The sequence below is a fragment of the Candidatus Williamhamiltonella endosymbiont of Tuberolachnus salignus genome (assembly GCF_964019775.1).
Taxonomy (GTDB): domain Bacteria; phylum Pseudomonadota; class Gammaproteobacteria; order Enterobacterales; family Enterobacteriaceae; genus Hamiltonella; species Hamiltonella defendens.
Genome location: NZ_OZ026471.1, coordinates 1,229,490 through 1,246,469 on the forward strand (window position 1 = coordinate 1,229,490; position 16,980 = coordinate 1,246,469).

Genomic DNA, 16,980 nt, shown 5'->3' on the forward strand with positions numbered 1-16,980 from the left:
AACAATAAACTCATCAGAATATTTGAAGAAAAGCCTATCCTGACGCAGCGTCATTTTTTGATAAACGATGTACCGCATCTACAAATATACGCACGTGCTCTGGGGGGGTGTCTTGATGAACGCCGTGGCCTAAATTAAAAATATGCCCCGTTCCTTTTCCAAAAGCCCCTAAAATAGAGGCGACTTCTTTTTCAATAATAGGTGCTGGGGCATACAAAACAGCGGGATCCATATTTCCTTGTAATGTAACCTTGTCTCCTACACGGTGACGGGCCTCTCCAATGTCGGTTGTCCAATCGAGTCCTATCGCATCACAACCCGTTTCTGCGATGGCTTCTAACCATTGTCCGCCGCCTTTAGTAAATAAGGTCACCGGTATTTTGCAACCTTCATTTTCCCGCGTTAGGCCCTCAATAATCTGATGCATGTAATTTAATGAAAAAATACGATAATTTTCTCCGCTTAATACCCCGCCCCAAGTATCGAATATCATAATAGATTGAACGCCTGCTTGAATTTGTGCATTCAGATAGAGGATCACAGTCTGAGTCAGTTTATTCAACAATAGATGCAAGGTGGCCGGTTCGGTATAAAGCATGGCCTTCAATCGACTGAAGATTTTGCTGCTCCCACCTTCGACCATATAGGTCGCTATTGTCCAAGGGCTGCCTGCAAATCCAATCAAAGGCACCGTGCCTGCCAATTCTTTTCGAACAGTGCGTGCTAAATCCATCACATATCGCAATTCTTTTTCTGGATCAGGAATAGGGAGTTTTTCTATGTCCGCTTTCATGCGAATAGGAAAATGAAACTTTGGGCCTTCGCCTGTTGTAAAATAAAGTCCCAATCCCATGGCATCGGGAATCGTCAAAATATCAGAAAATAAAATAGCCGCATCTAATGGGTAGCGACGTAAGGGCTGAAGGGTGACTTCACAAGCCAATTGTGTGTTTTTACACAGAGACATAAAATCGCCCGCTTGCGCTCGTATTTTTTTGTATTCAGGTAAATAGCGCCCAGCTTGACGCATCATCCAAACAGGCGTTATATCAACGGATTCTCGCAATAACGCCCGAATATAAGCGTCATTTTTTAAGATTTTCATCAAAAATCCTTAAATTTTTCTGTTACGAAGGTGGAAGCTTTTGAAAAATCAAGTAAGAGAGAGGATATCAGATAAGCTAAAGGCAGAGTTAAAACTCTGCCTTATAGTAGGATTTAAGTGTTGAGGATAAAGCCTAAATCACCTTGGCGGGTTTCTGCCTCATTTAGAACTGATAAACTATACCGGCACCAATCACATCTTTGGTATTAATCCCATTTTGCTTATTAAAATCATCATCCTTCTTTAACAGATTGATTTTATAATCGACATAAGTGGAGAAATTTTTGTTGAAATTGTAGTAAGAAGCAATTGAAATATATTTTAATAAATCTTTATTTGTGGTTTTTTCGTCTGAAACAATTAAACCTTTACCCTTGGATTGAACATAGGCCAAAGAAGGACGCAAACCAAAATCAAATTGATATTGAGCAACTAATTCAATATTTTGTGCTTTTTTAGCAATTTTTAAATCACTATCATTGCCATAAGGGGTCATATTTCTGGTTTCTGAGAACACCGCCGCCAAATAGATATTGTTTAAGTCGTACTTCGCACCGACATCCCAAGCTTGAGCCTGTCTACCTGGACTCAAATTCCTTTGTTGATTGGTTCGATTAGAAATAGAATATCCCGCACCAAAATCAATGCCATAGCCTACATCATAAGTAGAAGAAACCGCCCACCCATCGCCATTTTGTGAAAAAGCTTCCTTATCAGAAACATCTGATTTTCTGCCATTTTCATTTTTACCTTGATACTGAATGGCGAAACTCAACCCATCTACCAAGCCAAAAAAGTCCTTGTTACGATAAGTCAGCAAACCGGTTGCCCGTTTATTCATGTAATTATCTGTGATAGCGAAATTGTCACCAAAAACCGGCAAGACGTCCGTATATGAAGCAATGTCGTATAAAACGCCATAATTACGGCCGTAGTCAATGGATCCATATGTAGTCTCGATACCAACAAAAGCCAAACGTGTTTTATTCCGTTTGCTGCCTTGAGATTCAGTATCGCTGGCTGTGATTTCGTATTCCCATTGCCCATAAGCCTTGATGTCATGATTAATCTGAGTTTCACCTTTAAGGCCGAACTGAATGTAGGATTTATCTCCATCTTCTCCACCATATGAAGAAAATTGATGACGAGCATCGATCATACCGTATAAATTGAGTTTATTTCCCTCTTTATTGTAAATTTCTACGGCATTTACAGTACCGGACGCTAATAAAACAGGGATCATGACTGCAAGAAGATGACGTTTCATTTTTATTACCTCATTTAGTTTTATTTTAATACTTGCCATTGCGCACAATTACTTTTATCAAACGATTGCTAAAAACTAGGCCCCAGGGTCATTCATGCTTGAAGAATGCATCTGTTGCCGCCTTAATTTAGTTTAAAAACGAGACTAATTACAAACCATTTTATCTCAAAAACACGTAAAAGTATAAAAAAATATTAATTTTAGGGAACTTTTTTTAGGGGGCTATAATATCGAGATATTAAAACAGTGATTTTATTTAAAAATGAATAAATTAATTTTATTAGGGCATTGCCGGCATGAAATGACGGATAGTGTTTGGGAAAGACATAGAGCCTTTTCTGCCAGGTAGGAAAGGCAAGTGGGGCGGGATAGCAAAGGTCGCTTATTTATTAATGCTAATGCCGTGTTCTGGATATTCAGAATCGGCGCTCCGTGGAGGGATCTGCCGCCGGATCACAGCGACTGGAAAAATACGCACCGCCGTTTTTGCCGTTTGAAAGACAAAGGTATATGGATATCGATTCTTTCAGAGCTGACTTTTAAAGAGATGGGAAGTGTTTAATGATGGATGCGACGTACATAAAGATTCATCTCCATGGTACAGAAACAGTGGGCGATAACGATGGAATGGGCGTGAAAAAAGGCAAGTTAAACCTGATTTTCGATGCACACGGAATGCCACTCAGAGGGTCTTTAACAGCGGGTACGGTGGCGGATTGTAAAGCGGCTACCTCTCTGCTCAAGGATTTAAGAGGAGATTATTGACTGTCAGAACGGGTTTATGACAGTTATGCCATCATTGAGCAAGCGAAGGAGCAGGGAATGCAATCTGTGATAACCCGAGAAAACATAGAAAATTCCCTCGAAAGTTTGATAAGGCGCTCTATAAAAATAGCCATGTTTTCGCAAAAATTAAAGAATAGCGAGGAATTGCAACCCTATATGCTAAAAGAGCCTACTCCTTTTTCCATAATTAATATAAAAAATTTTATTCAACATAAATATCAATATAACGATTGACTTTTTTATTAAATAGAAAGATTTCAGCTATCGGATATATAACGGCAGTTTTTTAATAAAAAATCAACATATTAGAATGAAAAAGTCACAATAAATCACAATTGAGTCATCATGTTATTATTTATCTTTGTCTTTTTTAGAATTTAAATCACAATTTCTCTGCTGTTTCGATATTGATCTATATATTCGCCGATGGGTGGCCCCATAATTTTTGCGCACAATCTTTATTTTTTTCATCACTATGCAACCTGGCCGATCAGCTTCCGTTTCTTCAATCGCCTCCAACATTTAACGTTAATGGTATCGCTCATTTCATCCCTGTTTTTTCTTGCTGAAGCCGCCACTTCCCATCATGAATATCTTGCCACTGCATTCGTTCGATATCTCCGAGTCTTTGACCTGTAAGTAAGGCTAAATTCATTCCTGATTTGATACAAGCTGAGCGTTGCTGTCATTTTTTTGTAAATTGTTCCATCCATTCTGTCATCGAGAGCGCCTTCACTTCGTTGATTCTGTCGGTCAGGCTCACAGGGGCGTCACAAATCTGCCGATTGGCGGAAATGGCTTCATTGATGGCCATTCGCTTTTCCTTTCCTAATCCATATTCTTTCCCCGTCCTTGGGTCTCGGTAGCAGTAGTAGCCCTGATGACGAACATGCAGATGAGGAGAGAGGTCCCGGCCGTTTTTCCTGTTCGGGCCCTGTATTTTCTCCATTAAGGTTTTTTATGCATGAATAAGGTCGATGCCAAGGTATTGTCGGTTTGATGTGCCGCCGCTTCCAATAAAGCGTTCATTGCAGAGCAAACCAAATGCCGTGACGCCATGAGTGGTCAACATGAAATCCGTGACTCATCTCCAAAACGAATCAAGCCAGGTTATTGAGGTCGTTGCCGTTGAATACTTCCGGGGATTGAGGTTGGTGTTCTGGCACTCCGACTTCTTTATCGAGAATATCTAAACACCATTTTCGAAATTCTTTGGCGACAGGCGTGTTGGCAAACATCGCTATCAAATGCTCCCCACACAGGGAGAAAATTCTTCCCGTTTTTTCACACAAGCTGTTGTTTATTCCGTTGAACGTCAAATTGACGGTCTCGGTCATGCACGGTGTAAACTCATCTTTTTTAGGGTCATAAATTCGTGTCACAAAATCTGCTCTTGCGTATTGCAATGCGTTAGCAAGCTCGGCAGAGCTTTTCGCATGTTGTGGGTTGTAAATAAAAGGATTCAAAGTCATGCCATCTCTTGATAGCCTGATTCGGTGTTAGGGAAACAATCAGGTTGTCCGGCCAATGTCATCCAAAGAAAGGCCCCTACAATATTCAACGTCATGGCAACCTCCTTTGATTAAGGGGCTTCAACAAGCGAATAAACCACTCAATCAAAGGATGACGAGGCGGTTTTTTTGGCTGACCCCGTCGATGTGGGTGTTTTTTCATCAAAAACTCCTGAAATACAAGGCGATCCAGGCCCGCCTGATGAAAGGGGGAAAATGAAACGAAATGTTAAATTTTGCAGATTGAGCGTCAGATCGGTTACACTGGTCTTAAAAAGGAGGTTCCCCTATGGGTCAGGTGGCATTTGATACATTGCAGGCAACAGAAGATCTAGAAACGGTCGGTATGTCGAGAGAACATGCGCGGGCAATATCTCTTATTGTGCGTAGGTCTCATGAAGTGGCTGATGTGGCGACGAAGGCGGATATTGCGGACGTGAAGCGTGATATCGCCGACGTCCGAAAAGACTTATCCGCTGAGATCGCTGATGTCCGTAAAGACTTATCTGCTGAGATCGCTGATGTCCGCAAAGATATGAAAATTCAGTCTGAAAAAGTGGATGCTCAATTTGCAGATGTCCGTAAGGATATCGATACCCGATTTGAAAAAGTGGATGCTCAGTTTGCTGATATTCGTAAAGATATGAATAACAAATTAGAGAAACTGGGTTTAAGTTTAACGATCAAAATGGGCGGAATGATAGGCTTTTTAGTGGTGTCTATCGGCCTGATGTTGAAGTATCTTCGTTAAGTCTTTAACGATGACTTTTCGCCCGAAACAACCACACCCTGTAGAGCATTCGGTTATCTAAGCTGTATTCGCGTGTGGGGCGATGTAAAAGCACTTTAGGTACGCTTAAAACAACCCCCCCCTTTTTTTCGCTCTTCCCTCCACTGTGTTTCCAATCTTTGTCTTTCTTCTCGACAACGGACGGTCCGTCTGAGTTTGCATCTTTTTTTGGCATTCATACGCATTCTCCTGTCAATGGGTTTGGGTGATGAGGGGGTCTTCACTAATGTTGCCATATGGTCGTGATCTCATCCCGAAATTCACTGAGTGAGGGTGTACACCTTCTCGGCATACCTTTGAGTTTTTAAAGAGCGTCCGCCTAGGCGGGTAAAGTATTATTTATTAATATATCCTAAGATATTTTTATTGCAATATCTTTGAGTTTACTTTTGGTTATATCTATAGTATAACTATGATATCTGAGAGATTTTTATATCTGCATCAGAAAAGATGAGAGTAAATGATAAATGTAAGATAAATAGCAATAAATTGAATTATCACTCAGTTTTGAATGGGCAATATATATATATTTAAAAAGGATTTTTTATGATAGAGATAATACGACTAAAGGCAGGGAAATATAAGGTTGCTCAACCTTCTTTAAGTTTTTATCTTCGACGAAGACTGCGAGAAAGATACACCAAAACACCTATAAGTGATGATTTAGATGTTAATTCGAACAAAGGTATTCTTAAATCATCTACAGATAAAAACCCAAACATGCCACCTTGCATGAAACGATAAACTGACATTGTATCATTAATGCAAGCGTAGACTAAATCGCCTGTTCCAGGTATCTCTTCTGTGTCTACAACAATTAACGTCCCCGCCGGAGCATCGGCACACCCACTGTTGATATCAAGACGATAAGCCCTGCAGTATTTTGATTTCACCAAATCAGGAACCAACACTTTTTCTCCGGTAGGACCATTTTTCCCATACACAGCCACTGAAAAAATATCATCATAAGAAATATTTTTTTCGAGATTTTCTTTTTCATTCTCTCTTATCAATCCCTTGCCTTCACTTAACCATTCTGGCCTAACGCGCAACACTTTAGCTATTTCAATTAATTTCGTGCTACTGAGCGCTTTTCCATTGAGTAATTTCCAAATACTGGGTTGAGTCATGCCGGCTGCATCAGCTAATTTTGCCTGTGTCAGTCCTGTTTTCTTCATTGCCATTCTTAAGCGTTCAGCCAATGTTTTTTCATTCATGTTGCTCAAGATATAACTTGAGGTATTTTTAGTCAAATACTCAAAAGAATTGCAAATTAATAAACTAAAGGCTATTATCTCTTATCTAAAAAGGGTGCAGGAGTTAATTGATGTCCATAAATATACATATACAACATGCGATTAACATAGCCGGTAGCCAAAAAAATTAACTCAGTCAGCGATTTTGGGATGGTTATATTTAAAAAAAGTGGCACCCAAAGTGCTTTGAAACGACCATTGCAGAAATAAAAATCCGAATGCACAGAGAACAACACAGAGCCCAACAAGCACGAATGCACACCTTGCTCAAACAGGCGCCCCGTTTTGCGTCTGCCTGAATCATATCAGCCGGTGAATACACAGGCCGCCAGACAGTGCCTACGCGTCTGTCAAACCTATGCAGAGCACTGGCCCGCACGAAAGGCGCAAGGTTGCGGATTGGTTCTGAGCAATCTGGCCCCAACCGAACTGGCCGACTGTATCGGAGAGAGTGTGATGGACCGGATGCAGGAAGGCGGGGGTGGCACATTGGCGTTCACTTGGGGCAGTTATCGACAACGAAAAGGTCAATGTGTTTAAAGGAGGTTTTATTTTACCGAATGTATTACAGGAAATGACCGACGTCCTAGGCCCTGCCCTCACCTGCAAATTAGGTCAAAGTATGGGCGGTGCGCGAGTGTACATTCCTAAAAAAATCCAGGCAAACGACCCATTGGCCCTCTTGCTGGGAGGTCAGGATGCCGAGCGGCTTTGTGCACATTATGCCGGCAATGTCTTAGACCTGCCGAGCAAATATTTTTTTCGCGCCGTTCGGAATCATCACATCCGACAGGAATACCACAGTGGCACCCTCACCGGCTCGAGAGCCGACCACCTCGCCCTCAAATATGGACTCTCAAGACGGCAGGTCTTGAATGTGGTTCGGCAGAAACAGAGTCATTTGGATGAAGGTGTCGCTCAAATGTCATCTGACAGACAATCACTACGCCCAATTTCAATGATTTAAATTATTTGTTTTATAATTCCTTCCATTTAAAATGGTTTCCTACGTTTACTTTTGCACCAGTGAGTATCGCACCACTGGCAAGCAGCTCATCTTCTGTCATATCCACATTTCTTAAGTCCGCGTTAGTGAAGTCTGTGCCTTTTAAATCCGCGCCTGTTAAATCCGCGCCTGTTAAATCCGCGCCTTTTAATGTCGCGCCTTCCAGGTTGGCTTTCTTAAAGTTAGCACAATGCAATTTGGTGTTATTGAAATTCGCTTTCTGTAAATTCGCTTCACTGAATCTAGTGAATTTTAGAGACTTGTTTTCACTGAAATTTACGTTCTCTAGACTCGCCCCGCTGAAGCAAGCGTGAAATAGTTTTGTTGTGCTTAGGTCCATCATTTAGATTCGTTTCAGACATGTCTGCTCCGAACATATCCGTATTTCGCATGATTGAGCCCCTAAAATCCGCGCCCTGTGCATTTAAGAAGATTAGTTGCAACTCATTTAAGTTCGTGTTCGTTACGTCTGCGCCTACTGGTAGACGCAGTCCATCTAGAACTGTTTTTCCTTGTTCTCGTAACTCGTTAAATACATGTTTGTACTCAATTGAATCATACTGTTGTGAATCATCTGGGTGCTCTTCGTTATGTTTTGCAATCAATTCCATTATTATTTCTTCTATTATTGATTTTGTAGAAGTAGATAAACCATTTGCTTGAGAATCATCTTGTGTTGCTTTGCTTGTGGTGTTTTCTGTTCTCGGTTTAGATTTAAAAAAACAACGACTAAATGCAACTATGATACGGAAGCTGGCGTGGCTTGCTTTCAATGCCTGCCTCACGTATCAATTGGGCTGTTTTGGAGCGCCCTGCGGGCGCTCCTTCCTGCTTCAGCGCGGCCGATAACGTGCGGGACCCTGCCGCGCCCCGGCTATTTCTGTGTCATTCCATCAGCCGTATTTTCAGGCGTTCACGTTCAGGGGTGCCTTTTTTCTGCCGATGACATTGATAATAGTCAGTACTTCGATTGAGGCCAAAGACATCACATCATTCTGTTTTAGGGTAATCCTCACTTCAGTCATTAATCAGGCTTATCGATTGTAAAAGTCTGACATTAAGAGAGCTGAAGCCTTTTTGAGGATATCTTTCTCCCGTTCAACCTTGCGGAGTCTGGCTTCCAGCTCTTGAATCCGTTGTTGGTCTGCTGTCATTGTTTTACCCTGGGAAATAGTTTGTCCACTTTTTTCGCTCATTGCCCGCTTCACCCCATCACGGAGGGCGATGATACTCACACCCATGGCTTCACTGCCTTGACGAAACGGGTAATTTTGTTCGATAACCAGATGGGCTACTTCGCGTTTCAATTCTGCTTTAAATGTTGGCTGAGACATTTTCTTGTACTTCCTTTGTTCAGTAACGCTTTCGGGATTAATTTACTGGCTGAATTCATTAAGACAGAACACACCCTCCGCCACAATGTTCCCGTAGAGGGCTGTCTGGTTCAGGCATTAAATCGACTTCTCCTCCTGTCCCAGTAAAATGAATGGCATGACCACTGCCCGGCGGGGAGATAACGACCCTGCTGAAAACCAGGTTCGTTTTTCCGCCGGCAGACACAATCAGGTCACCTGCGGCATGGAGAGACGTGATGGTCACGGTCGTGTCTGTGGCGCCTGTGTCCGAATAAAGCACCGCGGAGGGGGTGTGGACAGAGTTTGAATATGGCTGTCATGAAGATGAATCGTTGCATTTCCGTTAGTTGCTACAGCATGAGCACCTTGCCCCCCTACATTGATGTCCAGATGATGGCCTGTCACCCTGGCATTCTCCAATGCGATAATACCCACGAGTCTTTTGCCCGATGCTGCTCAGGGTGCTGTCTTTGAGAGTAATATTGGCACTGTAAGAATTGACCAGCCTACTATCCGCGCCCTGTGAAGTTATCTTCAGCTGATGAGCCGTGACCTCTGTCTCTTTTCCTGTGGCCCAAAGACCATAAAATTGATTTTGGGTGCCGATGAGGGTGCTGTTCGCGATATCCACTTTCCCCCTGTTTGAACAGCGACCGCGGTGTCGTTGGCACCCTTCAAGGTTATCTCCATATGCCTGAGTGTCAGGGTGGAGTTTTCTATCGCCCAGAAAGCATAGGAACTTCCTGCTGCTTATGTATCAACTAAAATTTTTTTATCCTCAGCGCCCTCCAGCGTGACAGTGGACTCTCCGCTCGCTTTGACGGCGGTTTTTTTACTTCTACCGCTGGATAGGGATAGCGCCTGGCCTGGTTGATTATTCACTTGAGCTTTACTCTTCGCTTCTATCCCGTCAGAATAAACCTGTTGAGTCAGCTCATGTTGTCCTCCATCAAATATCTGTGGGTCTGAAAAACCGGCTCCACTGTGTATCAACATCGTCAACGCAGACAGCCTGAGGGTGTGCAGTGTGATTTTTTTGTATCGCATCGCATCGTTTTTCAGTCTGGTTGGAAGGGATGGGCTCGTGATGGATGTCGCGTCATACAGACTCATCTATTTTCTCAGCCAATAAGCAAACAGGCTTTTACAAAAAAATCAAATTTCTAATGAGCAAAAGGAGGAAACAGATGAGGTCTTTTTTTGAAGATCTTTGATGGACTGATTGGCCCGCTCGACCTTTTCTGTTAATCCGAGGCGTTAGATAAATTGCCCTGTATCCGGGATGTCTTTTCCGTTTTCCTTTTGATATAACTTGGTGTTTGCCGCGTTTTCGGCACAGGTCTGGATGGCCTGATACAGTTGCGTATGTAAAACATAGCCTGATCAACAAAACTTCGTCACAAAAGCATAGAGGAATATATAGTGTCTATTTTTAATCATTTTACTATTAAACTTTTTTGTGTATTGCTAGTGTTTGCCCTTTCCGCCTGTTCTTTTCCATCAAAACGCTAGGAGGAGTCTATTGCAGAAACTTCGATGAAAGAAAAAATAGGGCAAATGCTGACTGTAGGTTTTGATGGCTTTGTTTTAGAGCCCAGCAGCCCGATTGCTCTTGCCATTCAAAACAGACAGATTGGAGGAGTCATTCTGTTTGATTATGGTTTAAAACGTCAAGCCTATCAAAGGAATATCAGAAATCCTGCTCAATTAAAGAGATTAACAACAGCATTGCAAAATATGGCTAAAGAAGCTGACCAATATAGAGTTAATTCAGCAGAATCTTCATATCCTTTAATTATTGCAGTTGATTATGAAGGTGGAGCCGTAGATCGTTTAAACAGCCGCTATGGTTTTCCTAAAACCTATTCTGCACAACAGTTTTCCAAATTACCCGCTAAGCAAGCAGAACAACAAGCTAAAAATATGGCTGAAACCTTGGTAACCTCAGGTATCAACGTGAATTTTGCGCCAGTTGTTGATCTGTTATACGGACCCGAAACATTTATCGCACGAAAAGAACGCAGTTTTTCAAGCATTCCTGAAAAAGTGGAAGAGAGCGCAGAATTCTTCTCTCGTGCTTATGGAAAAGCTGGAATAGCTTGTGCTTATAAACACTTTCCAAGGCATGGTAGTGCAGTAGGTGATACTCACCTGGGTTTTGTAGATGTCACCGATACCTGGAAGAAAAAAGAATTAAAACCGTATCAATACCTACTTGCTCAGAAGGACGCCTGCCCGATTGTTATGACTGCTCATGTTGTTAATCGTCATTTAGATCCCAGCGGTAAACCGGCTACCTTGTCTAAGGCTATCATACAAGGAAAGTTGCGTGATGAGATGGGATTTCAGGGCATTGTTAGCACCGATTGCATGCAAATGAGCGCTATCGCGGATAATTATAGCTTGAGTGAAGCATTAAAGCTGTCTATTAATGCCGGTGCCGATATGTTGATTTTTAGTAATCAGCAATCTCCTGTTTGGCAAAATCCCGCAGATGTCATTGATCTTATTTATGCGCATGTAAAATCAGGCGAGATTAAATCCAGCAGAATTGAGAGCGCTTATCAACGTATAATACACCTCAAGAAGAAATTGTCAGATGTAGATAAAAACATTGCTAACATAATTGACACACAATAAGGATATACAATGAGTTCGTAGCTCAGTTTTGTTGATAGTGGCAGATGATTATATACTCAAAATGCAGTCGCTCATCGCACAAAAAGGCGGGGGATGTAAGAGCATAGCACTTTCTTGCCCCGCATCTTCAAGTTTATTGAATATATATCAAACAATGATCTTAATGTCGTTGATGAACCTGAAATGATCGGGCCGTCTGATGTCATGCTGAGCCGGGGTAAAGCGGCGAACATGAACAAGGGCTTCAATAGCTTAAGACACGAACATGGCAAAAACCGGGTAAAACCCCAACACGAATGACGTTAAAAGAAATCCTGGACAGTATCGCACGTGAACCCCATTTAACGCCTAAGCTGAGTGATGAGTTTGGCACCATAGACTATGAGGTAGTTCAATCAGACGAATGAGCATGATTTAAATTTATTGACCCGATTGGGAGGCAAAGTGGGTGCCGTTGCCAAACCTGCGAGCGGGTTCTTACTCTACGCAGGTTTTCATCATAACAAAAAATCTGAAAATGAGCAGAGGCTTGAAAAAATTGAAAGTATTGATGGTGTTCATGATAAAACAAAGAAAGATAATTTGATAAAAAAATTAAACATGTCTAATCATGATATTTTCGACGAAAATAAGGTATGCGGTAGTTTTGTTCCCTATCAAACCCTTTCAAAAAGCTATGGCGCGTTTATGGCACACGTTTTATTACGCTTTCCTTTTATCTCCATTTTTTATTTTTAAAATCATCAAATACACTAGGACAAAATTGGGACACAGAACAAAGAATAAGGCTTTATAAGATTGTTTGCCTTTATTACATGATGGCAGGCAATAAGAAAGAATTCATGCGATAAGTGAGGGATTTAATAAGGGGCTCTCAGCACTTCCAAGTCGTAGGTCACTGGTTCGAATCCAGTAGGGCATACCAATGAAATCAAGGAGTTATCAAGATATTTTTCCTCAACATCACAAGGAGTGCCAACCGACTGGATATTTTAAAAAACCTTCAAGTGCAAGGATAGCTTAACAGTCACATAATGTTTCTATCGCTCACGTTTACCCTCTCTAAAATTTTGTATTGCTGTCAGCATGGTCGAAAGCTTCTCAAGGTCGAAGGGCGTGATCGTTAAGTTTTGATTGAAAAACGTTTTTGCTTCTTCTGTTGGTTTGCCTTTTTCTGATAGTTGTACAATCTGATTCATATGTAAATCAACTTTATGAAAATCACCGTCATGCTTTACAATTCCAAAAAAATGCCCAGAACTAGCTGCTCCTGATCTTACAAGAAAAATAGAACCTAATTTGTTTAGGCTTTCCATAAAATTATCTTTATTGAGAGTATAATTATTTCCAGAATTATAACTATGAATAGTGTCCGAGCTGAAGACAGATGATAAGTCTGGTTCAAAATCATCATCAGGACATGATGTTTTCCCTACAAAGGTTATTTTTATACCCAATATGTGAGCCAAAAGAGTTGCTGTATATTCAGAACATGAATGACTTATTGTCTGTAGATAAATTTTTTCATTTTCCGTAAAACCTTTAATTTTTTCTAAAAGTTCATCTGCGCGTTTGGATTCATCTCTTTGATTACTAAGCTCCATGGCTTTCTCTGGATCGTATTTTTTTGCCATTTCGTCATAAAAAATCGTGTTTTCAGCTGTAATTTTTTTATGTTCTTCATTTATTCTATTTATTTCTTCTATACGTTTTGTTCCTATACCAAAATCGTACTTTATTTCAGCAAGACGTCGTCCCGGATGCTCAATCAAATCAGCAATCCTTGCTAATTTTCCATTTTCGTCAACTATGAAGTTGTTAATTTCTTCAGGATTATTCGAATCAATATTTAGAATGCCTTGAGGCTTTGCTGAAGAATCAGCAGAGATTGTTTTTGCTTCACTTCCAATAGAAGAATTAGGCACTAAAGTACTATTATGATTATCCCCGATCTGAATAGAGGTATGATTAGTGCCACGTGTCGTCACATCATCATCTCTGACAGTTCGTTGTCTAAAGGAATCGATAGTTGGTTTCCTGCTAGGGGGCATTGAATCCAAATGCCAGTTTAGTAATCTGTTTATTTCCTGGGTCCAGGCTTTGACACTTTTTTCTATTCCATTTAAAGATTCAGTATTTTTGGCTGTTTGGATTGCTCTTGAGTATTCTCCGCCTTTTGCTTCGTATTCTCTTGCGGCTTCGGCGTATGGGCTGTGTGTGCTGTTTAAAATAAGATTTAATGATTCTCTTGCTCCTTTGATTTCATTGACTAATTCTTTTGATCTGCTTTCGACTGTGAGCGTGTTTGACGCTACGCCTGCCCTTGATTTTCCGGTCTCTTTTGAATAGGCAACGTTTCTACTTAACACAACAGATTTTCTATCCGTCTTTAAGTTTTTGACCCCGACAAAAAATTTTTTGAACTGTTGCCAGATTCCTGTTTTTGCTTTTTGAGACTCAATTGGAGTTTTAGTCGTTCGATTGGAACGTAGACAATTTAGACATGAAAATAACTTCATAATACGTACCTTATTTTTTTATGTTGTTAGATAAATTTAAGGTATTTTAACTTTTTAAATTATAAAAAAATTGCAAAAACCGCTCATTTTTATGTGTGGTCAAAAATAACTTATAAAAACATCGGGTTATATGGCGCTGTTAAAGATTGTTGTTATTAAATATTATGGCTAACGCCTTATAAGTTGATTGAATCATCTAATTAATAGATTGATATAAAATGATTTTTATAAATCAAACAGTATCATGTAATATCGAAACAGTTATATTTTTATAATAAATACAAACGCTCAAACATCGTCCCGCTTCGATTTGACCAAAGAGGTAAGGCCCCTCAGGCCAGTCTATTTCCCCCGCCTTGGGATCATAGGTATCTACAGATCATGGAGGGTTAAGAACCAGCATCGCGAAATGAGCAAGTTCTTCAGGGGTCTATTCTGCTAATAAAGTCAAGGTATTGAGTAAGATGGATAGTCCTGCGAGCAGAGCTGGAGCGCTTTCTATTCGTCCTCGTTTTTGTTGTCGTCCGGATAATCGACAAATTAACTGACGGGCGGCTACATTGTCGTCTCCATACCAGTACACATGCCATACTGGCTATCAATAACCTGCGTAGCACAGCTCCAGCACTAAGCTGACGCCATTTTTCTACGTCATGTCCAGCCCCTTTGAGCAGCTTCAAAAAGGAGTCGATACTCCAGCGCCAGCCCAAAACCAGCGAACGGATAAGTCAGTAACAGTAAAAAGGCATATATAAAAGTGCACTTAAGATTTGAAGTAATTTATTTACAAAAAATTGATTAAATAAAGATTACTTGACGTTTCTTTTGATTAAAAGAAATACAATATATTAAATTATCTTTCAATTTATTCACTTTAAATTCTTTCTATTTCAACATCAGATTTGATTGATGTTGAATGAAATTACAAAATTTATTTCAATCAAAGTAAGAGTGCATTATGCCTATAATAAATCTAAAATTTTTCAATACTACAAAACCTACAATTGAAAAAAAATTCGTAATTCATTCTGAACATCTAAAAGATCAAGCATCTAATATTGCAGAGCGATTAATTAATGCCAATAACATCAGCGACTTCAAATTTAATTTTTTATTAAAAAAGCTTGATAAAGCTCAACAAAAAAATATTGCATTGATTGATAATCACATTAAATTTTTTAAAAAAAAGCTGACTGATCTTCATAATTCATTAAAAACTACAACAAGCGAAAGCAAAAGCGAAATCGAAGATATAGAATTGGTAATAAATGAATTAGAAAAAGAAAGAGAAAAAATATCACATGAAAAAACATTACAATTAAAGCGAGCGGCGGATATAAAAAGGGAGAATCTGGAAGCCCGACATCCCGGTAAAATACACTATGATGAACCGATTACGCCTTTTATCCTTATGACTTATGATGAGGCTTTAGAAATATTAGATGAAAATACATGGATAAATAGAAATCACCAAAAAACGCAGAGCGCAGAAATGAAGGAGGATATGAAGCCGCTCTTTGATATTCTAGAAACATGTGATGCGGAGCTCATCAAGCAGCCGAGTCAGCGTAAAGGAAAGCTTAAATCTGTTTCAAGGTATTCTAAAAAAACCGCTGGTGGTATTTGTTGGGGACACATGATGGAAGGCATAATACAGAAGTCTCAAGGAAAAACTTTAGATTCTTCAATGCGATTTGGTAATCAAATAAAGGCCTCATCACTGAATAAAATCATCAAGAAACAGATGAAATTTGAGAAACAACGTAACAAACTTGACTTGGAACTTGCAAAAATTGTCAATAAATATCAGCCACTGAAATGGTATTACGAGCATGGCAATCCTCAACACGCTGGTAAGGTAAACTTACTACAAAAAAAAATCCAAAAACTGCAGGAAAAAATTGACAAGCTGGATACAGGAGAAACCTATCTAACAAAACATAATTTCATCAAAATTGGTGAAACCAAGCGTGAACTTAGCCCAGAAGATATACAAAGTGAAGAAGCTGTTGAGACATTTGTTTCATCGTTTATCGGTGATATGACAGCTAATAAAGAAGAACATCAAAAAGTTTATAAAACAATTGGTGCAACAGATGGAAAACGGGGCGGTCACGCTATGAGTATTCTTATTGAAAAGCAAGGGGGAAAAGAAATATTCACTTTTTCTGATCCAAATCACAATCGTTCAGTGCGTATTGATGACAAACAAAAATTTGAGATTTTTTTGCGTAAGAATTTTTCAGAAACATTTTTTGTTCAATTAAAGGAGGTGACAGTGACAGATTTTATTTATAAAGATGAACAATCTTAAAGCACCTGGCTGTAAATAAACTGGTATCAAAGTTTTTTTGCATGACGTTCAACGGTAAGGGAAATCGACGAACTTTTCAACCCCTACTTTCATGCCGGAGAAGCGATTTCAAAAACCTTAAAGCAAGATAATAAGAGTTCATTTCAAGAAATCGCCAATAAATTTTTTCAGAGACCAAACAAATAAAAACGGCTGATTCATTCTATCCCTTCGGCACTCCGGGCCAGGTGATTTCTTCTGCTGAGGGGTCGAGGCGATGGAGGGCAACACGATAGGTTTTCCAGGCTTGGAGGGTTTGGGTTTCTTGCTCTGTGGCCACCCCCAGGTCTGCCGCATTGTAGTGGCATAGTTAATTTGGCCACCTGACAAAAACCAGGTGATAAACTCACGTTATCAAAAAAGGGGGAATAATGAACAAAAAACACAAACTC

22 protein-coding genes and 1 pseudogene are annotated in these 16,980 nt (G+C 40.1%); 7 read left to right on the forward strand and 16 right to left on the reverse strand.

The genetic code is table 11. From position 1 onward, the window contains the following. Positions 1 to 34: 34 nt before the first annotated feature. Both hemE and AACL23_RS06015 read right to left on the reverse strand, forming a co-directional pair. Complete coding sequence (gene hemE, locus AACL23_RS06010; protein ID WP_339050689.1) at positions 35 to 1,105, reverse strand: uroporphyrinogen decarboxylase; 1,071 nt, start codon at positions 1,103 to 1,105, stop codon at positions 35 to 37. A 163-nt stretch (positions 1,106 to 1,268) separates the two neighbouring features. After that, positions 1,269 to 2,372 (reverse strand): porin, encoded by a 1,104-nt coding sequence (locus AACL23_RS06015; RefSeq protein ID WP_339050691.1) that lies wholly within the window; start codon positions 2,370 to 2,372, stop codon positions 1,269 to 1,271. Between the two features lie 262 nt (positions 2,373 to 2,634). On the opposite strand from AACL23_RS06015, the pseudogene AACL23_RS10245 reads away from it, so the two are divergent. Then, a pseudogene (locus AACL23_RS10245) lies at positions 2,635 to 3,292 on the forward strand (IS5 family transposase); the annotation flags it as partial. A gap of 551 nt (positions 3,293 to 3,843) precedes the next feature. On the opposite strand, the gene AACL23_RS06030 reads toward AACL23_RS10245, so the two are convergent. Next, a complete protein-coding gene (locus AACL23_RS06030) occupies positions 3,844 to 4,107 on the reverse strand; it encodes a phage integrase Arm DNA-binding domain-containing protein (RefSeq protein ID WP_339050696.1) in 264 nt (87 codons plus the stop codon). Positions 4,108 to 4,258: 151 nt separating this feature from the next. Next, complete coding sequence (locus AACL23_RS06035; RefSeq protein WP_100096875.1) at positions 4,259 to 4,630, reverse strand: hypothetical protein; 372 nt, start codon at positions 4,628 to 4,630, stop codon at positions 4,259 to 4,261. A gap of 328 nt (positions 4,631 to 4,958) precedes the next feature. Here AACL23_RS06035 and AACL23_RS06040 point away from each other — a divergent pair, with 328 nt between their 5' ends. Then, the gene (locus AACL23_RS06040; RefSeq protein ID WP_015873959.1) at positions 4,959 to 5,420 is read left to right on the forward strand and encodes a hypothetical protein; all 462 of its coding nucleotides are present in this window, start codon (positions 4,959 to 4,961) and stop codon (positions 5,418 to 5,420) included. A 4-nt stretch (positions 5,421 to 5,424) separates the two neighbouring features. On the opposite strand, the gene AACL23_RS06045 is transcribed toward AACL23_RS06040, so the two are convergent. After that, positions 5,425 to 5,634, reverse strand: a complete 210-nt coding sequence (locus AACL23_RS06045) for a hypothetical protein (protein WP_339050700.1) — start codon at positions 5,632 to 5,634, stop codon at positions 5,425 to 5,427. Between the two features lie 433 nt (positions 5,635 to 6,067). Beyond that, on the reverse strand, positions 6,068 to 6,676 hold the full coding sequence (locus tag AACL23_RS06050; protein WP_015873957.1) for a helix-turn-helix domain-containing protein: 609 nt from the start codon (positions 6,674 to 6,676) through the stop codon (positions 6,068 to 6,070). Between the two features lie 324 nt (positions 6,677 to 7,000). Between AACL23_RS06050 and AACL23_RS06055 the strand changes: the two genes are divergently transcribed. After that, the gene (locus AACL23_RS06055) at positions 7,001 to 7,255 is read left to right on the forward strand and encodes a hypothetical protein (RefSeq protein WP_339050702.1); all 255 of its coding nucleotides are present in this window, start codon (positions 7,001 to 7,003) and stop codon (positions 7,253 to 7,255) included. Next, positions 7,197 to 7,682, forward strand: coding sequence for a Mor transcription activator family protein (locus AACL23_RS06060; protein ID WP_339050704.1), 486 nt, complete (start codon positions 7,197 to 7,199; stop codon positions 7,680 to 7,682). The genes AACL23_RS06055 and AACL23_RS06060 overlap by 59 nt, the downstream gene beginning before the upstream one ends. Positions 7,683 to 7,692: 10 nt before the next feature. Here the strand turns inward: AACL23_RS06060 and AACL23_RS06065 are convergent, their stop codons facing one another. The 7 genes from AACL23_RS06065 to AACL23_RS06090 all read right to left on the reverse strand — a co-directional run bounded on the left by AACL23_RS06065 (position 7,693) and on the right by AACL23_RS06090 (position 10,189). Beyond that, on the reverse strand, positions 7,693 to 8,064 hold the full coding sequence (locus AACL23_RS06065; protein WP_339050706.1) for a pentapeptide repeat-containing protein: 372 nt from the start codon (positions 8,062 to 8,064) through the stop codon (positions 7,693 to 7,695). Then, on the reverse strand, positions 7,988 to 8,494 hold the full coding sequence (locus AACL23_RS06070) for a pentapeptide repeat-containing protein (RefSeq protein WP_100096880.1): 507 nt from the start codon (positions 8,492 to 8,494) through the stop codon (positions 7,988 to 7,990). The genes AACL23_RS06065 and AACL23_RS06070 overlap by 77 nt, the downstream gene beginning before the upstream one ends. Beyond that, entirely contained in the window at positions 8,451 to 8,558 is a 108-nt protein-coding gene (locus AACL23_RS10250) for a hypothetical protein (protein WP_422389645.1), read from the reverse strand. The genes AACL23_RS06070 and AACL23_RS10250 overlap by 44 nt, the downstream gene beginning before the upstream one ends. A 197-nt stretch (positions 8,559 to 8,755) precedes the next feature. Further along, on the reverse strand, positions 8,756 to 9,055 hold the full coding sequence (locus AACL23_RS06075; protein WP_339050709.1) for a hypothetical protein: 300 nt from the start codon (positions 9,053 to 9,055) through the stop codon (positions 8,756 to 8,758). A 58-nt stretch (positions 9,056 to 9,113) separates the two neighbouring features. After that, positions 9,114 to 9,320 carry a hypothetical protein gene (locus tag AACL23_RS06080; RefSeq protein ID WP_339050711.1) on the reverse strand — a complete coding sequence of 69 codons (207 nt, stop codon included), beginning with the start codon at positions 9,318 to 9,320 and terminating at the stop codon, positions 9,114 to 9,116. A gap of 99 nt (positions 9,321 to 9,419) precedes the next feature. Next, a complete protein-coding gene (locus AACL23_RS06085) occupies positions 9,420 to 9,707 on the reverse strand; it encodes a hypothetical protein (RefSeq protein WP_339050713.1) in 288 nt (95 codons plus the stop codon). A 119-nt stretch (positions 9,708 to 9,826) separates the two neighbouring features. Then, entirely contained in the window at positions 9,827 to 10,189 is a 363-nt protein-coding gene (locus AACL23_RS06090; protein ID WP_339050715.1) for a hypothetical protein, read from the reverse strand. Between the two features lie 423 nt (positions 10,190 to 10,612). On the opposite strand from AACL23_RS06090, the gene AACL23_RS06095 reads away from it, so the two are divergent. Both AACL23_RS06095 and AACL23_RS06100 read left to right on the forward strand, forming a co-directional pair. After that, entirely contained in the window at positions 10,613 to 11,716 is a 1,104-nt protein-coding gene (locus AACL23_RS06095; RefSeq protein ID WP_339050717.1) for a glycoside hydrolase family 3 N-terminal domain-containing protein, read from the forward strand. A 423-nt stretch (positions 11,717 to 12,139) separates the two neighbouring features. After that, positions 12,140 to 12,454 carry a hypothetical protein gene (locus AACL23_RS06100; protein ID WP_193432605.1) on the forward strand — a complete coding sequence of 105 codons (315 nt, stop codon included), beginning with the start codon at positions 12,140 to 12,142 and terminating at the stop codon, positions 12,452 to 12,454. A gap of 302 nt (positions 12,455 to 12,756) precedes the next feature. On the opposite strand, the gene AACL23_RS06105 is transcribed toward AACL23_RS06100, so the two are convergent. Together AACL23_RS06105 and AACL23_RS06110 are read right to left on the reverse strand one after the other, a co-directional pair. After that, positions 12,757 to 14,235: a hypothetical protein gene (locus AACL23_RS06105; protein WP_339050720.1), complete on the reverse strand. Its 1,479-nt coding sequence runs from the start codon at positions 14,233 to 14,235 to the stop codon at positions 12,757 to 12,759. A gap of 430 nt (positions 14,236 to 14,665) precedes the next feature. Continuing rightward, complete coding sequence (locus AACL23_RS06110; protein ID WP_158530988.1) at positions 14,666 to 14,818, reverse strand: hypothetical protein; 153 nt, start codon at positions 14,816 to 14,818, stop codon at positions 14,666 to 14,668. A gap of 375 nt (positions 14,819 to 15,193) precedes the next feature. On the opposite strand from AACL23_RS06110, the gene AACL23_RS06115 reads away from it, so the two are divergent. Beyond that, positions 15,194 to 16,549 (forward strand): hypothetical protein, encoded by a 1,356-nt coding sequence (locus AACL23_RS06115; protein WP_339050722.1) that lies wholly within the window; start codon positions 15,194 to 15,196, stop codon positions 16,547 to 16,549. 202 nt (positions 16,550 to 16,751) lie between these two features. Here AACL23_RS06115 and AACL23_RS06120 read toward each other — a convergent pair whose 3' ends face one another. Beyond that, complete coding sequence (locus AACL23_RS06120; protein ID WP_407079235.1) at positions 16,752 to 16,874, reverse strand: tail fiber assembly protein; 123 nt, start codon at positions 16,872 to 16,874, stop codon at positions 16,752 to 16,754. Positions 16,875 to 16,980: the final 106 nt, after the last annotated feature.

Coding starts and splice junctions, on each gene's coding strand:
- AACL23_RS06030 (WP_339050696.1), bottom strand. CDS start 4,107: ATGGAGAAAATACAGGGCCCGAACAGGAAAAACGGCCGGGACCTCTCT.
- AACL23_RS06050 (WP_015873957.1), bottom strand. CDS start 6,676: ATGAATGAAAAAACATTGGCTGAACGCTTAAGAATGGCAATGAAGAAA.
- AACL23_RS06015 (WP_339050691.1), bottom strand. CDS start 2,372: ATGAAACGTCATCTTCTTGCAGTCATGATCCCTGTTTTATTAGCGTCC.
- AACL23_RS06095 (WP_339050717.1), top strand. CDS start 10,613: ATGAAAGAAAAAATAGGGCAAATGCTGACTGTAGGTTTTGATGGCTTT.
- AACL23_RS06035 (WP_100096875.1), bottom strand. CDS start 4,630: ATGACTTTGAATCCTTTTATTTACAACCCACAACATGCGAAAAGCTCT.
- AACL23_RS06045 (WP_339050700.1), bottom strand. CDS start 5,634: ATGCCAAAAAAAGATGCAAACTCAGACGGACCGTCCGTTGTCGAGAAG.
- AACL23_RS06040 (WP_015873959.1), top strand. CDS start 4,959: ATGGGTCAGGTGGCATTTGATACATTGCAGGCAACAGAAGATCTAGAA.
- hemE (WP_339050689.1), bottom strand. CDS start 1,105: ATGAAAATCTTAAAAAATGACGCTTATATTCGGGCGTTATTGCGAGAA.
- AACL23_RS06115 (WP_339050722.1), top strand. CDS start 15,194: ATGCCTATAATAAATCTAAAATTTTTCAATACTACAAAACCTACAATT.
- AACL23_RS06090 (WP_339050715.1), bottom strand. CDS start 10,189: ATGAGTCTGTATGACGCGACATCCATCACGAGCCCATCCCTTCCAACC.
- AACL23_RS06065 (WP_339050706.1), bottom strand. CDS start 8,064: ATGATGGACCTAAGCACAACAAAACTATTTCACGCTTGCTTCAGCGGG.
- AACL23_RS06105 (WP_339050720.1), bottom strand. CDS start 14,235: ATGAAGTTATTTTCATGTCTAAATTGTCTACGTTCCAATCGAACGACT.
- AACL23_RS06075 (WP_339050709.1), bottom strand. CDS start 9,055: ATGTCTCAGCCAACATTTAAAGCAGAATTGAAACGCGAAGTAGCCCAT.